Here is a 13,290-nt window from a genome sequence, read left to right as displayed (position 1 = left end):
GCGAACCTTATAGTCGCTCGCGCATCGCGTGGGCGACGGTGTCCAGCCAGTCGACCACCGCGCGCACGCGCGGCAGGCGTTGCAGGTCGGCATGGATGACCAGCCAGTAGCTGCGCCACACCTCCGCCTCGCCCGGCAGCAACCGGACGAGGCGGTCGTCGGCGTCGGCGGCAAACAGGTGGAGCACGCCCAGTCCCAGTCCCGCCGCTACCGCCGATTGCTGCGCGGCGCTCGAACTGGCGCGAAAGGCAATGGGGGCGCCCGACACGATCTGGTCCAGCGCCATCATCTCGGGGAAACCGGCCAACTCCTCGATATAGGACACGAAAACGTGACGGCTGAGGTCCGCGCGGCTTTCGGGCAGGCCGTGGCGGGCGACATAATCGCGCGAAGCATAGAGCCCCAGCCGATAGTCGGTCAGCTTGCGCGCCACCAACCGCCCGCGCGGCGGCGGCTTCAACATGACGGCAATGTCGGCCTCCCGCTTGGACAGGCTGGCGGCGCGGCTTTCCGACGCCAGCTCCAGCGTCAACCGGCCATGCGCGTCGCGCAACGAGCCGACATGAGGCGCGGCGAAATAGGCGGCAAAGGCTTCGGGTGTGGCCAGTCGCACCACGCCTTCGACATCGCGGTCCCGCCCCGCCACGCTCGCGGCGGCGGCCAGCAATTCGCTTTCCACCCGCTCGGCATGGGGAACCAGCGCAAAAGCCGCAGGCGTGGGCGTGACGCCGCGGGGCGAGCGGTCGAACAGGCGCGCGGCCAGCACGGTTTCCAGCGCGTTGATCCGCCGCGCCACCGTGCTGTGGTCGATTCCCGCCCGCCGCGCCGCCGCCAGCATATTGCCTTCGCGCATCACCGCCAGGAACAGGCGCAGGTCATCGGAATTGAGCATGGGCATTTCCGCACAATCAATGTGTTCCCATACCGGTATCGCTGCCAAACGGGAAAGTCTATCATCGCCGCGAGACATAAGGAGAGGAACAGCCATGCGCTCCATCACCCATTTCATTCACGGCTCGGCCGCGTCGTCCACCGGCGGGCGTGCGTCCGACGTGCTCGATCCCTCGACCGGCGCGGTGCAGGCGCAGGTCCATCTGGGCGACGCCGCCCTGCTCGACCAGGCGATCGAGTCCGCGAAAAAGGCGCAGCCCGACTGGGCCGCCGTCAATCCCCAGCGCCGCGCACGCGTGCTGTTCCGCTACAAGGAACTGATCGAAGCGCATATGGACGAACTCGCCGCGCTCCTGTCGTCCGAACATGGCAAGGTGATCGCCGACGCGAAGGGCGATGTGCAGCGCGGGCTGGAAGTCGTCGAATTCGCCTGCGGCATCCCGCATCTGCTCAAGGGCGACTATACCCAGGGCGCGGGTCCGGGCATCGACGTTTATTCGATGCGCCAGCCGCTCGGCATCGTCGCGGGCATCACCCCGTTCAACTTCCCTGCGATGATCCCGCTGTGGATGGGCGCGATGGCGATCGCCTGCGGCAACGCCTTCATCCTCAAGCCCTCCGAACGCGATCCGTCGGTCCCGGTGCGCCTGGCGGAACTGGCGCTGGAAGCGGGCCTTCCCGAAGGCATTTTCAACGTCGTTCATGGCGACAAGGTCATGGTCGACGCGATCCTCGACCATCCCGATGTCAAAGCGGTCAGCTTCGTCGGGTCGTCCGACATCGCCAATTATGTCTATCAGCGCGCCGCCGCCAACGGCAAGCGCGCCCAATGCATGGGCGGGGCCAAGAATCATGGCATCATCCTGCCCGACGCGGACATGGACCAGGCCGTCGCCGATATCGTCGGCGCGGCCTATGGCTCGGCGGGCGAACGCTGCATGGCGCTGCCGGTGGTGACGCCGGTCGGCGAAGCGACCGCGCAGGCATTCCGCGAGAAACTCGTTGCCGCGATCGAAACGCTGCGCCCCGGCATCCCCAGCGACCCGCAGGCGCAATATGGCCCGCTCGTCACCGCCCAGCACAAGGCGCGCGTCGAAAACTATATCCAGATGGCGGCGGACGAAGGCGCGGAAATCGTGGTCGATGGACGCGGCTTCTCGCTCCAGGGCTATGAAGAGGGCTTCTACCTCGCCCCGACGCTGATCGACCGGGTCACGCCGCAGATGAAAAGCTATCAGGACGAAATCTTCGGCCCCGTGCTTCAGATCCTGCGCGCGGAAACCTTTGAGGAAGCGCTTAGCTATCCGTCCAAGCATCAATATGGCAATGGCGTCGCCATCTTCACCCGCAATGGCGATTATGCCCGCCGCTTCGCCGCCGATGTCGAAGTCGGCATGGTCGGCATCAACGTGCCGATCCCGGTGCCGGTCGCCTATCACAGCTTTGGCGGCTGGAAACGGTCGGGCTTTGGCGATCTCGACCAATATGGCGAAGATGGCGTGCGCTTCTACACCCGCACCAAGAAGATCACGCAACGCTGGCCCTCGGGCGGCGCGGTGATCGACCAGAGCTTCGTCATTCCGACGATGAAGTAAGGCGGCAAAGGGGGTGCGCGCCGCTGGCCGCGCCCCTTCGATCCGTTTGACGCGGCCGGCGACGCGCCGTAACGGCCATCGCATGATCGCGCTGCTCTCCCCCGCCAAGACGCTCGATTTCGAGCGCACCCTGCCTCCACTCGAACCGACCACGCCGCAATTTGCGGATGAAGCGCAGAGCCTTGCCCGTTCGGCCGCGCGATTGAGCCAGAAACGGCTGGCGGAGCTGATGCACATCTCGCCCAAGCTGGCCAAGCTCAACGCCGACCGCTTTCGCGACTTCCCCGACCTGCCGCAGCGCCCTGCCCTCTTCGCCTTTGCCGGCGACGTCTATACCGGGTTCGAAGTCGATACGCTGGAAGAAGCGGGCGTCGCCTTCGCGCAGGATCATGTCCGCATCCTGTCGGGACTTTATGGCCTGCTTCGCCCGCTCGACGCGATCCGCCCCTATCGGCTGGAAATGGGCACGCGCTGGGCGCCCCGGCACAAGGCGCTGACCGACTGGTGGGACGATCGCATCGCCAACTATCTGCGCGACGAAATTTCGGCGGAGGGGTCAGGGGTGGTCCTCAATCTCGCCAGCCAGGAATATTTCGCAGCCGTCAAGGGTCGCCTGCCCGACGTGCGCATCGTCGACGTCGATTTTCGCGAACCCGGCCCCGATGGCCCGCGCTTCGTCAGCTTCCACGCCAAGAAGGCGCGCGGCATGATGGCGCGCTGGATGTGCGAACATCATGTCACCGACCTAGACGCGATGCGCGGCTTCGACAGCGATGGCTATCGCTTCGATGCCGCCGAAAGCAGCGCCGACCAATGGCGGTTCGTGCGGTCATGAGCGGCGCTGCGGTCATCATCGGCGCATCCGGCGGCATCGGCGGAGCCTTCCGCGCGCTGCTGGAAGAGGAAGGCGCCTTTGACCAGGTCCATGGTTTTGCCCGCTCCTTTAACGGCGCAAACCATGTCGACCTGCTCGACGAAGCCAGCATCGCCGCGGCGGCGGCGCAGATCGCCTCCGGCCCCGCGCCCACGCTGGTGCTTGTCGCTACCGGCCTGCTGCATGAAGGGGATCATGGGCCGGAAAAGGCGCTAAGGGAGCTTGATCCGCAGTGGCTGGCGCGCAGCTACGCCGTCAACGCCATCGGGCCGATGCTGGTTGCCAAGCATGTCCTGCCACTGATGCCGCGCACCGGGCGCACCGTCTTCGCCGCCCTGTCGGCGCGGGTGGGGTCGATCAGCGACAATCGCCTGGGCGGCTGGCACGGCTATCGCGCGTCGAAGGCCGCGCTCAACATGATGATGCGGAACGTCGCTATAGAGGAAAAGCGTCGCAACGACCGCTCGATCGTCGTGACCCTGCATCCCGGCACCGTCGATACCGGGCTTTCCCGTCCGTTTCAGGCCAATGTCCCCGACGGTCGCCTGTTCGATCCCGAACGCGCCGCAATGCAGTTGCTCGACGTGGTCGAAGGGCTGAAAGCCGCCGACAGCGGCAAGCTGTTCGACTATCAGGGGGAAGAAATCCCGTTCTGACCGCCCTATCCCCGCTGGACGGTTCGCGCGCCGCGCGGTAGGCGATGAAACCGGCGTTGCAGACTGACGTCTGACCGGCGACCGGCTTTATGGGGCATGGCATGGAACAGGCGGAATTGCTGCGGCGCATGTGGGGCCGGGTCGAGTTGTGCCGTCGGCTCGCCATGACTACCACCGATCCGCACACTGCCGACGCGCTTATCGAAATGGCGAATGAGGGCGAGGCAGATATCCGGCGATTGATGGCCGAGCCGGACCATCATCCCCCCATGGCGTCGCCGCCCGCGCGATAGGCGATGCACCATCGTCGCATCAGTCCTGGTCGGTAAGGGGCGGGGCATCCTGCGCCTTTTCCGGCCGGATATAAATGGACGCCAGTTGCGGCATCGCTGCCTTCAATTGTGTCTCGATCGTTTCGATCAGCGCTTCGCCTTCGCCCATCGACAGATCATCGGCGAAATCGGCGCTGATCGCAACGAACACGGCGTCGGGCGCGGTATGGATGGTGCGGACATGATTGACGGACTGGATGGCGTCATAGCCTTCCAGCAGCGCGCGGACCTGTGCGATGATGGCCGGGTCGGCGCTTTCGCCGATCAGCAGCCCCTTGGCCTCGCGCGCCAATAGCAGCGCGACCAGCGCCAATATGCCGCCAATCACGATAGACGCCAGCCCATCGATGCGCGCATCGCCGACATAGTGGCTGACCGACACGCCGATGCCGGCGACGACCAGCCCCAGCAGGGCGGCGCTGTCCTCGAACAGGACGATGAAACCCGCCGGATCCTTCGACCGCCGCACCGCCGTCCACCAGGGCGTATCGCCCCGCTTGGCGTCGAATTCACGCACCGCGATTGTCCAGGATGCGCCTTCCAGCAACAGGGCAACGCCCAACACGACATAGTTGATCGTCGGATCTCGCAGCGGTTCTGGCTCGCGGATATGGACGAAGCCTTCGTAGATCGACACGCCTGCGCCCAGCGCAAAGATCAATATGGCGACGATGAACGCCCAGAAATACAACTCGCGGCCATAGCCGAAGGGATGGGCGTGGTCCGGCCCCTTGCGCGCCCGGCGCTGCCCGTAAAGCAACAGCAGCTGATTACCGGAATCGACCAGCGAATGGACGCCCTCGGTCAGCATGGAGGACGAACCACTGATCCCGGCTGCCACGAATTTGGCGATAGCAATGCCGACATTGGCGGCCAGAGCGCCGTAGAGGACGATATTCTCGCGCATGCCGCCCCCCTTCGCCATGGATCAGCGCCGATGGCCGGGAACGGGCGTGAACGGGATCGCAACCATCGGGATCATCATGGCGACGGCAATGATCCGGCATGGCAAAGGGTTCCGCTCTCTGGCGTCCAAATCCTGGCTCACTGCGCCGCGGGGTCGGCATAGGGCGCGCCGCAGCCGCTTAATCCTTGGACTTATGCTCAGGCTTGCCCTTACGCTTGGTCGAGGCCATGTCTTCCAGTTCCTTCTCGCTCATGGATTCCACCATGGACCGGGACGCGCCCTGAAGCTCGCTCTTGGGTGTGTCGCCACGCTTGGCCGAAAGCGCTGCGCCGGCGGCTTTTTGTTGTGCGGCTGATTTCGCTGGCATGAACCATCTCCTTCGATCGCCCCGCTCCCACCACATCAATGGACGAACCGCCGCCTTGTTCACTTCGGCTAGACAAAAGCCCACGCTATCCCAAAATGAGATAAATATTGTTAGTTAGCTAACGAACTAACTCGGCAATTTTTCTTTTGTCGCCTTTGCTGTCCGCGTTCGTCAGCATGCCATTATGGATCGAAAGCCCCTGCCTCTGGTTTGGCAATCAATGGACATCTCGATCAACCCGGAATGGCAGCGGCTTCTTCCCTATGCGCTGGGCGGGGCGGTCGTCCTGTTACTCCTCTTCAACATCCCCTTCATTGGCCGCATCCTGCGCGCACTGCTTTCCATTGGCCTGCTCGCCATCGGCCTACTCATCCTCGCCCAGCGCGCGCCTTTCGATCCCGCCCTGTCGCAAATCCAGTCGCGCCTGGGTTGGGCCGATCAGGAGACGCAGGGAAACACCGTCCGCATCCGCATGTCCCCGGACGGCCACTTCTGGGCGAGAGCGACCGTCAACGGCGTCCCGCGCCGCATGCTCATCGACAGCGGCGCGACCGTGACCGCAATTTCTCAGGATACCGCCCGCGCCGCGTCAGTGGCCCCGCAAAGCGGGATCGTCCCCGTCCTGATGCGCACCGCCAACGGCACCGTGCGTGTCGAAACAGGAACGATCGACCGGCTTGAAATCGGCGGCCTGAAAGCACGGGATCTCAGCGCCGTCATCTCGCCAGCCCTGGGTGACGTGGACATATTGGGCATGAACTTCCTCACCCAACTCGCATCCTGGCGCGTCGAGGGTCGCACCCTCATCTTGGAGCCTTCCGCGCCCGCCGCCGGTTGACACACCGCTCGCCGTCCATGATGTCCTCTGACCCGATGCCTGCCACCGGGAAATGTTGCGCCAGATTAAGGTGATTTCAATGCTGATTCGTTCGCCAGGCTGATATGGGTGGCTCATGACTACCGATGCCTCGCGCAGCCCCGTTGCCTCCCCCCCTTCCTGGAGCGAGGCGGAGCGTATGGCGGCACTCGACAGCTATGCCATTCTCGACACCCCGGCCGAACCTGATTTCGACGATCTGGTGCTGCTCGCCGCTCAGGCACTTGATGTGCCGATCGCGGTCATCAACCTGATTGCCAGCGACCGGCAATGGTTCAAGGCGCAAATCGGGCTTGCCGCCCGCGAAATGCCGCTCGAAGTGTCGATCTGCACGCATGCGCTCGCGCAGGATGATGTCCTGGTCGTGCCCGATACCAGGTTGGACGACCGGTTTGCCGACAACCCGCTTGTGACGGCTGACGATGGCCTGCGCTTCTACGCAGGGGCCTTGCTGCGCACGCCCGAAGGCATTCCCATCGGCACGTTGTGCGTTCTTGACCGAAAACCCCGGCCTGGCGGGATCACGGACCAACAACGCCATCTGCTCAACCTGCTGGCGCGGCAAGCCACGACCCAGATGGAATTACGCCGGATCGTTGCCCTCACCGATCGGCGCGCCGACGATTTGCGCAGTATCGAAGAGCGGTATCGGCTGGCTGGCCGTGCCACCAACGACGCCATCTGGGACTGGAATCTCGGCACCGATCATGTCGAATGGAACGAGGCGTTAGAACGGGCTTACGGGTTCGACCGGGCTGAGGTTGAACCGTCCGGCGCGTGGTGGATCGCGCATATCCATCCCGACGACCAGGATCGTATTGCCACAGCCATACATGACGCCATCCACAGCAAGGCCATTCATTGGTCGGACGAATATCGCTTCGGCCGCGCCGATGGCAGCTACGCGCCGGTGCTGGATCGCGGCTTCATCATTCGGGATGCGTCAGGCCGGGCGACCCGAATGATCGGCGCGATGCTGGACCTGAGCGAACGCCGCGATCGCGAGGTTGCGCTCAAAACCAGCAATGAACGGTTCGAGGCTGCGGTCGCAGCCATCGACGGCTATCTGTGGACCAACAGCGCGGACGGAAAAATGCGCGGTCCCCAGCCGGGCTGGGCCCAACTGACCGGGCAAAGCCAGGAGGCCTATCAGGGCTATGGCTGGGCTGAGGCTGTCCATCCCGACGATGCCCAACCCACGATTGACGCCTGGAACGAAGCGGTCGCCGCGCGCAAGATGTTCATTTTCGAACATCGCGTCCTGTGCGCCGACGGCCAATGGCGGCGTTTCTACATTCGCGCGGTGCCGATGTTCGATCCGGACGGCAATCTGCGCGAATGGGTGGGCATCCATACGGACGTGACATTACAGCGCGAGCAGGAAGACAGCCTGGCCGCCAACGAAATGCGCCTGCGCTTCCTGGACGATCTCAGCCGGGAAATCACGGTCGCCGATGATGCTGACACGGTCATGGCCATCACGACCCGGATGGTCGCGACCCATCTGGGCGTGTCCAATTGCGCCTATGCCGACATGGATGAGGATGAAGACGGGTTCACCATCCGCGGTGATTGGGCGGCGACCGGCTCCTCTTCGATCGTGGGCCGTTATCGGTTGAGGGATTTCGGCGCGATGGCGCTGGAACGGCTTCATGCCGGGCTGCCGCTGATCATCAACGACAATGCCCGCGATCTGCCCGCGCACGAAGCCAGGACATTCCAGGATATGGGGATCGCGTCGACGATCTGTCTTCCGCTGATCAAAGGCAACCAGTTGACCGCGCTCATGGCCGTCCACGATGCCCGGCCGCATGACTGGACTCCATCGGAACTGCGCCTTATCGCATCGGTGGCGGAAAGATCCTGGGCGCATATCGAGCGGGTGCGCACCACCGTCGCCCTGGCGGAACTCAATGCCAGTCTGGAGCAGCGGGTCGAGGAACGATCCCGTCAACTTCTCGCGACGGAAGAAGCGTTGCGGCAGGCGCAGAAAATGGAAGCCGTCGGCCAGTTGACCGGTGGCATCGCGCATGATTTCAACAATATGTTGACGGGCGTGATCGGTTCGCTGGACTTGCTTCAACGGCATCTGGCCGCCGGGCGCCAGGATCGCATCGATCGCTATATCGACACGGCGATGACGTCGGCGCAGCGTGCAGCCTCCCTGACGCAGCGCCTGCTCGCTTTTTCCCGCCGCCAGTCTCTCGACGTGACAGCCGTGAATGTCGGTGACCTCGTCACCGGCATGGAAGACATGCTGCGGCGAACGATGGACGAGAATATCCGGTTGGAAGTGCACCTGCCCGAAGCGACATGGCTGGCCAAAACCGATCACAATCAGCTGGAAAGCGCGTTGCTGAACCTCGCCATCAACGCCCGCGACGCCATGCCCCATGGCGGCACGCTGACCATCGCTGCGCGCAACACGCCTTCGAACGAGGCGACGGGCCTCGACGCGGACGACATGCAGGCGGATGACTTCGTGGAAATCAGCGTCTCCGACACCGGCACGGGCATGAGCGAGGACGTGCTGGCCAAGGCCTTCGATCCCTTCTTCACGACCAAGCCGATTGGCGCGGGTACGGGCCTTGGCCTTTCGATGGTCTATGGTTTCGCCCGCCAGTCGGGGGGCCAGGTCCACATCACGTCCGCTCCGGAAGAAGGGACCACGATACGGCTCCTGCTTCCCCGTCACGTCGGCGAGAAGGAAGAAGCTGGGAGTGAGACAGTCGAGGTGCGCCCGGCAGAGCCGGGCGAGTGCGTGCTGCTGGTCGAGGATGATCCATCGGTCCGGCTGCTGGTCTGCGACGTGCTCGATGATCTGGGATATGAAGTGTGGCAGGCGCCCGATGGTCAGACGGCCATCACGCTGGCCCAGACCATGCCGCGTATGGATCTGCTGATCAGCGATGTGGGCCTACCCGGCATGAATGGCCGCCAGCTCGCCGATATTTTACGAGGCGACCGCCCTGACCTGCGCATCCTGTTCATCACCGGCTATGCCGAACGGGCAACGGTGCGTAGCGAATTTCTGGGCCAGGGCATGGAGATGATCGCCAAGCCCTTCGCGATCGACGTCCTGTCCGCCAAGATTCGCGAAATGATTGAGGCACCCGCGCCTGCGGCTTGACCGCCGGTGAACCTATGGTCGTGGTTTCGGGTTTAGAGGGAATGCCCGGCCTTTCCTCCCCCGAACCCTATATCCTGTGGCTTACCGGCGCAGGCATATTGATAACCCTCGTCGCATGGTTGCCGCTGGCCTTGAAGCGACTTCCGCTGTCGCTGCCCATCATCTGCATGGCCGCTGGCGCCGCAATATTCCTTATCCCCCCCATCACCTTCAGACCTTTGCCGACTATCCTGCCCGATGTCGCAGAACGGCTGACCGAGTTCGTGGTCATCATTGCGTTGATGGGGGCTGGGCTGAAGCTCGACCGGCTTTTCAGCTGGCGACGCTGGAACGTCACCTGGCGGCTATTGGGCATCACGATGCCGCTTTCGATCGCAGCGATCACGCTCATCGGCGTTTACGGGCTCGGCATGTCGCTGGCCATGGCCCTGCTGCTGGGCGCCTGCCTCGCGCCGACCGATCCGGTACTGGCGGCCGACGTACAGGTTGGACCGCCCAAAAGCGGCGAAGAGGACGAGGTCCGCTTCGGGCTGACATCTGAAGCCGGGTTAAATGATGGCCTGGCCTTCCCTTTCGTCAATCTCGCCATTGCGCTGGCGGCCGTGGCCGCTGGTTCGGACGAGCCGTGGTTCCGCAACTGGCTGCTCCACGACGTCCTCTGGGAGATCGGCGTCGGATTGATCGCCGGCTGGGTCATCGGCCGCCTGTTTGGCTGGCTGACATTCCATGTGCCCGCGAAAAATCGCTTGGCGCAAACCGGCGACGGGCTGATCGCGCTAGCCGCGACGCTCATATCCTATGGCGCTGCCGAAATGGTGGACAGCTACGGATTTCTCGCGGTGTTTGTTACCGCCTTGACCCTGCGCCGTTCGCATCGGGACCATGATTTCCAGCGCGAGATGCATGCCCTGACCGAACAGGTTGAGCGGCTGGCGATGATGGTGGTGCTAATCCTCTTTGGCGGTGCGCTTGTCAGCGGGGTGCTGGCGTCGCTCCAATGGGTGGACCTGATGGCCGCGATCGCGATCATCCTTCTGGTGCGCCCCGCCGCGGGTCTTGTCGGTTTGATCGGCCTGCCGGCCGAAAGGAGCGAGAAGATGACGCTCGCCTTCTTCGGCATCAGGGGGGTGGGGTCCTTCTATTATCTTGCGTATGCGATCAACGCGGGCGGCTTTGGATCGGGCGAGCGTCTATGGGCGATCGTCAGCTTGGTCGTCCTGCTTTCCATCCTGCTGCACGGCCTGAGCGTCACGCCGATCATGCGGGCCATGGATCGGCAGCAGGGCCGCGATCCGGACGGACCTTCTGCCTGCCCGGAAAGTGTCTAACCTAAGTTTGATAGCGCATATCTGTCCGGAACGCGGTTTTCAGGCGGGGTGTTTACGAAATTCAGGAGATCAGCATGAAACTGGATTTCGACCCATTCCTGGGAGCGACCGCCGCCCCATTTGCCATGACGCGAACGCCCTATTCGATCCGGGGCGAAACCGATCGCCTGACCGACGTGCTGATGTGCCCGCCGCATTTCCTGGCGCCTGTTCCCTGCTGCGCGGTGACGCGTCACAATATTGCGCAAGGGTTCGTTGCCAGTATTGACGAGGCGCAACGTCAGCATGCCGAACTTGTCCGCCTGCTCGAGACTTCCGGCGTACGGTGTCATATGCTGACGGCCGATCCGGCCCTCCCGGATATGTGCTTTACACGCGATGTCGGCGTATCCACGCCCTGGGGTATGGTGGCGCTCAATCCGGCCATGCCTCACCGCCAGCTTGAAATCGACCGGTTGATTCAGTTTCTTGGCGCCTCTGACACGCCGGTGCGAAGCGTTCGAGCAGGCACGATCGAAGGCGGCGACATTTGCGTCGCTCGCGACGGTCTCCTGCTGATCGGCATGTCAGGTGAACGCAGCACGGCTGCGGGGATCTTTGATTTTTCTGCCCCATTTCAGGCTGCGGGCTGGGACGTGCTCATTTGCCCCTTTCATGCCGACAATCTGCACCTCGACACCATATTCTGCATGGTCGACCAGAATGAAGCGATTGCCTGCATCGACCTTTTGGACCCTGAATTTCTGGCCGCCGTAAAGGCGCGGGGCATTTCCATCATATCTTTGCCAGACAGCGCGGCATCGACGCTGGACTGCAATATTCTTTCGCTGGGCGACAGACGCATTGTTGCGCGCATGGATGGTGTGGTCGCGCCCATCTTGCGCGGCGCTGGCTATGAGGTGTCCGAAGTCGATATTTCCCAGTTCGCAGCCTGCGGCGGCGGCATCCATTGTCTTACGCAGCCGCTGCGCCGTGTGACGCAATGACAGCGGGAACGTTCGGGTTGAAGCGACGTTTTCCTTAGAACGAAACAGGAACAATGGAGCCGTGGCCGTGACCCAACCTTTAGACAATCCGAAACTCGACGAACATCCCGGCTCGAATGCCGAAAAGGATCCCGATGACTGGGTATCGGGCGATGACCCCATGACCGGTGCGCAGGCGTCCTATCTGACGACCCTGTGCGAAGAGGCGGGGGTCGAGCCGCCTGCCGCCACGCTCAGCAAGGCGGACGCCTCGAAACGGATCGACGCGTTGAAAGCGCAACTCGGCCGAGACTGAGGGATCTTCATATCAGGAACCGACTATCATTTTGCAGCATCGCAGCGAGACCGCCCTGAGGTGTCCGATGCTTGGGGCTCCTTCCCGAACATTGCGCGATGCTGCCTCTATGCCTAGGGTCGGCGAATGATCTCTTTCTGTTTGCTCGGGCACATGGGGACGCTGACGGCCGCCTCTGCCTCAATTACACTGGCAGGTCTTGTTGAACTGAACCCAAAGGGGCGCTGGTTTGACTAAGTGCGCCGCGCCGCCTTTTGCCACGCGACGATATGCCGGGATCGAGCTTGGCGGCACCAAATGCATCTGCACCCTCGCGTCGGGACCAGACGACATATTGGACCAACGCACGATCCCCACCCGGCGGCCTGAAGACACGTTGTCGGCGATAGTAGCTGTCCTGCAAGAATGGCATGATGGCAAAGGATTTGACGCGCTGGGGATCGGGGCATTCGGTCCGATCGATATCGACCCTGGTTCGCTCAGCTACGGACATGTTCTGGCGACACCGAAACCTGGATGGCCAGGCACTGACCTTATTGAGGCGCTGGCGAGGCCCTTCAACATCCCCTGCGCCTTCGATACCGATGTCAACGGCGCGGCCATGGCTGAAATTCGCTGGGGCAGCGGGCAGGGCTTGCGCGACTTTGCCTATGTCACGGTCGGAACCGGTATCGGCGTTGGCTTGGTCGTTCATGGTTTCCCTACGCGCGGCATAGGTCATAGCGAAGCGGGTCATATTCGCGTTCCGCCTATGGCCGGCGACGACTTTTCCAGTCTTTGTCCTTATCATGACGATTGCGTCGAAGGGCTCGCCGCTGGTCCCGCCGTCATCGCCCGGCTCCAAGGTCGCTCCCCTGAAAATATTGCGCGCGACGATCCTGTGTGGGATCCTATTGTCGACAGTCTGGCCAAAATGGTTCATGCTCTTGTCTGCACCGCAGGACCTGTGCGCATCGCCATGGGGGGCGGGGTGCTGGCGCACCAGCCCCATCTGCTTGAAAGGATCGAGGGGCGCTGCGCGACAGCCTGAATGGCTATATGGCTCTTCCGAT

General features: G+C 63.1%; 13 protein-coding genes. 10 read left to right on the top strand and 3 right to left on the bottom strand.

Annotation, left to right across the window (positions count from 1 at the left end):
- Positions 1-7 precede the first annotated feature (7 nt).
- Positions 8-892: a LysR family transcriptional regulator gene (locus SKA58_RS15990; RefSeq protein WP_037543922.1), complete on the bottom strand. Its 885-nt coding sequence runs from the start codon at positions 890-892 to the stop codon at positions 8-10.
- Positions 893-986: 94 nt separating this feature from the next.
- On the opposite strand from SKA58_RS15990, the gene SKA58_RS15985 reads away from it, so the two are divergent.
- The 4 genes from SKA58_RS15985 (at position 987) to SKA58_RS15970 (ending at position 4,309) form a co-directional block, all read left to right on the top strand.
- Positions 987-2,486, top strand: a complete 1,500-nt coding sequence (locus SKA58_RS15985; protein ID WP_009823507.1) for a CoA-acylating methylmalonate-semialdehyde dehydrogenase — start codon at positions 987-989, stop codon at positions 2,484-2,486.
- A gap of 82 nt (positions 2,487-2,568) precedes the next feature.
- On the top strand, positions 2,569-3,321 hold the full coding sequence (yaaA, locus tag SKA58_RS15980) for a peroxide stress protein YaaA (protein WP_037543920.1): 753 nt from the start codon (positions 2,569-2,571) through the stop codon (positions 3,319-3,321).
- Positions 3,318-4,016, top strand: a complete 699-nt coding sequence (locus SKA58_RS15975; protein ID WP_037543918.1) for an SDR family NAD(P)-dependent oxidoreductase — start codon at positions 3,318-3,320, stop codon at positions 4,014-4,016. Before yaaA ends, SKA58_RS15975 begins: the two co-directional genes overlap by 4 nt.
- A gap of 101 nt (positions 4,017-4,117) precedes the next feature.
- A complete protein-coding gene (locus tag SKA58_RS15970; RefSeq protein WP_156784245.1) occupies positions 4,118-4,309 on the top strand; it encodes a hypothetical protein in 192 nt (63 codons plus the stop codon).
- Between the two features lie 19 nt (positions 4,310-4,328).
- Here SKA58_RS15970 and SKA58_RS15965 read toward each other — a convergent pair whose 3' ends face one another.
- On the bottom strand, positions 4,329-5,255 hold the full coding sequence (locus tag SKA58_RS15965; RefSeq protein WP_232209453.1) for a cation diffusion facilitator family transporter: 927 nt from the start codon (positions 5,253-5,255) through the stop codon (positions 4,329-4,331).
- A gap of 178 nt (positions 5,256-5,433) precedes the next feature.
- Positions 5,434-5,622, bottom strand: a complete 189-nt coding sequence (locus SKA58_RS15960; RefSeq protein ID WP_009823502.1) for a DUF3008 family protein — start codon at positions 5,620-5,622, stop codon at positions 5,434-5,436.
- A 220-nt stretch (positions 5,623-5,842) separates the two neighbouring features.
- On the opposite strand from SKA58_RS15960, the gene SKA58_RS15955 reads away from it, so the two are divergent.
- The 6 genes from SKA58_RS15955 to SKA58_RS15930 all read left to right on the top strand — a co-directional run bounded on the left by SKA58_RS15955 (position 5,843) and on the right by SKA58_RS15930 (position 13,268).
- A complete protein-coding gene (locus SKA58_RS15955) occupies positions 5,843-6,460 on the top strand; it encodes a retropepsin-like aspartic protease family protein (protein ID WP_037543917.1) in 618 nt (205 codons plus the stop codon).
- 115 nt (positions 6,461-6,575) lie between these two features.
- Positions 6,576-9,629: a PAS domain-containing protein gene (locus SKA58_RS15950; RefSeq protein WP_083784926.1), complete on the top strand. Its 3,054-nt coding sequence runs from the start codon at positions 6,576-6,578 to the stop codon at positions 9,627-9,629.
- A 41-nt stretch (positions 9,630-9,670) separates the two neighbouring features.
- Entirely contained in the window at positions 9,671-10,957 is a 1,287-nt protein-coding gene (locus SKA58_RS15945; RefSeq protein ID WP_009823499.1) for a cation:proton antiporter, read from the top strand.
- 74 nt (positions 10,958-11,031) lie between these two features.
- A complete protein-coding gene (locus SKA58_RS15940) occupies positions 11,032-11,943 on the top strand; it encodes a dimethylarginine dimethylaminohydrolase family protein (protein WP_009823498.1) in 912 nt (303 codons plus the stop codon).
- Positions 11,944-12,010: 67 nt separating this feature from the next.
- Positions 12,011-12,238: a DUF3072 domain-containing protein gene (locus tag SKA58_RS15935; RefSeq protein ID WP_037543911.1), complete on the top strand. Its 228-nt coding sequence runs from the start codon at positions 12,011-12,013 to the stop codon at positions 12,236-12,238.
- Between the two features lie 229 nt (positions 12,239-12,467).
- Positions 12,468-13,268 carry an ROK family protein gene (locus tag SKA58_RS15930; RefSeq protein WP_332249878.1) on the top strand — a complete coding sequence of 267 codons (801 nt, stop codon included), beginning with the start codon at positions 12,468-12,470 and terminating at the stop codon, positions 13,266-13,268.
- Positions 13,269-13,290: the final 22 nt, after the last annotated feature.

Source organism: Sphingomonas sp. SKA58 (assembly GCF_000153545.1).
GTDB lineage: Bacteria > Pseudomonadota > Alphaproteobacteria > Sphingomonadales > Sphingomonadaceae > Sphingobium > Sphingobium soli.
This window is presented reverse-complemented; position numbering and strand designations above follow the sequence as displayed.

What these genes read in the sequence shown, in the direction of transcription:
- SKA58_RS15990 (WP_037543922.1), bottom strand. Translation starts at nt 892, where the DNA reads ATGCTCAATTCCGATGACCTGCGCCTGTTCCTGGCGGTGATGCGCGAA.
- SKA58_RS15985 (WP_009823507.1), top strand. Translation starts at nt 987, where the DNA reads ATGCGCTCCATCACCCATTTCATTCACGGCTCGGCCGCGTCGTCCACC.
- yaaA (WP_037543920.1), top strand. Translation starts at nt 2,569, where the DNA reads ATGATCGCGCTGCTCTCCCCCGCCAAGACGCTCGATTTCGAGCGCACC.
- SKA58_RS15975 (WP_037543918.1), top strand. Translation starts at nt 3,318, where the DNA reads ATGAGCGGCGCTGCGGTCATCATCGGCGCATCCGGCGGCATCGGCGGA.
- SKA58_RS15970 (WP_156784245.1), top strand. Translation starts at nt 4,118, where the DNA reads ATGGAACAGGCGGAATTGCTGCGGCGCATGTGGGGCCGGGTCGAGTTG.
- SKA58_RS15965 (WP_232209453.1), bottom strand. Translation starts at nt 5,255, where the DNA reads ATGCGCGAGAATATCGTCCTCTACGGCGCTCTGGCCGCCAATGTCGGC.
- SKA58_RS15960 (WP_009823502.1), bottom strand. Translation starts at nt 5,622, where the DNA reads ATGCCAGCGAAATCAGCCGCACAACAAAAAGCCGCCGGCGCAGCGCTT.
- SKA58_RS15955 (WP_037543917.1), top strand. Translation starts at nt 5,843, where the DNA reads ATGGACATCTCGATCAACCCGGAATGGCAGCGGCTTCTTCCCTATGCG.
- SKA58_RS15950 (WP_083784926.1), top strand. Translation starts at nt 6,576, where the DNA reads ATGACTACCGATGCCTCGCGCAGCCCCGTTGCCTCCCCCCCTTCCTGG.
- SKA58_RS15945 (WP_009823499.1), top strand. Translation starts at nt 9,671, where the DNA reads ATGCCCGGCCTTTCCTCCCCCGAACCCTATATCCTGTGGCTTACCGGC.
- SKA58_RS15940 (WP_009823498.1), top strand. Translation starts at nt 11,032, where the DNA reads ATGAAACTGGATTTCGACCCATTCCTGGGAGCGACCGCCGCCCCATTT.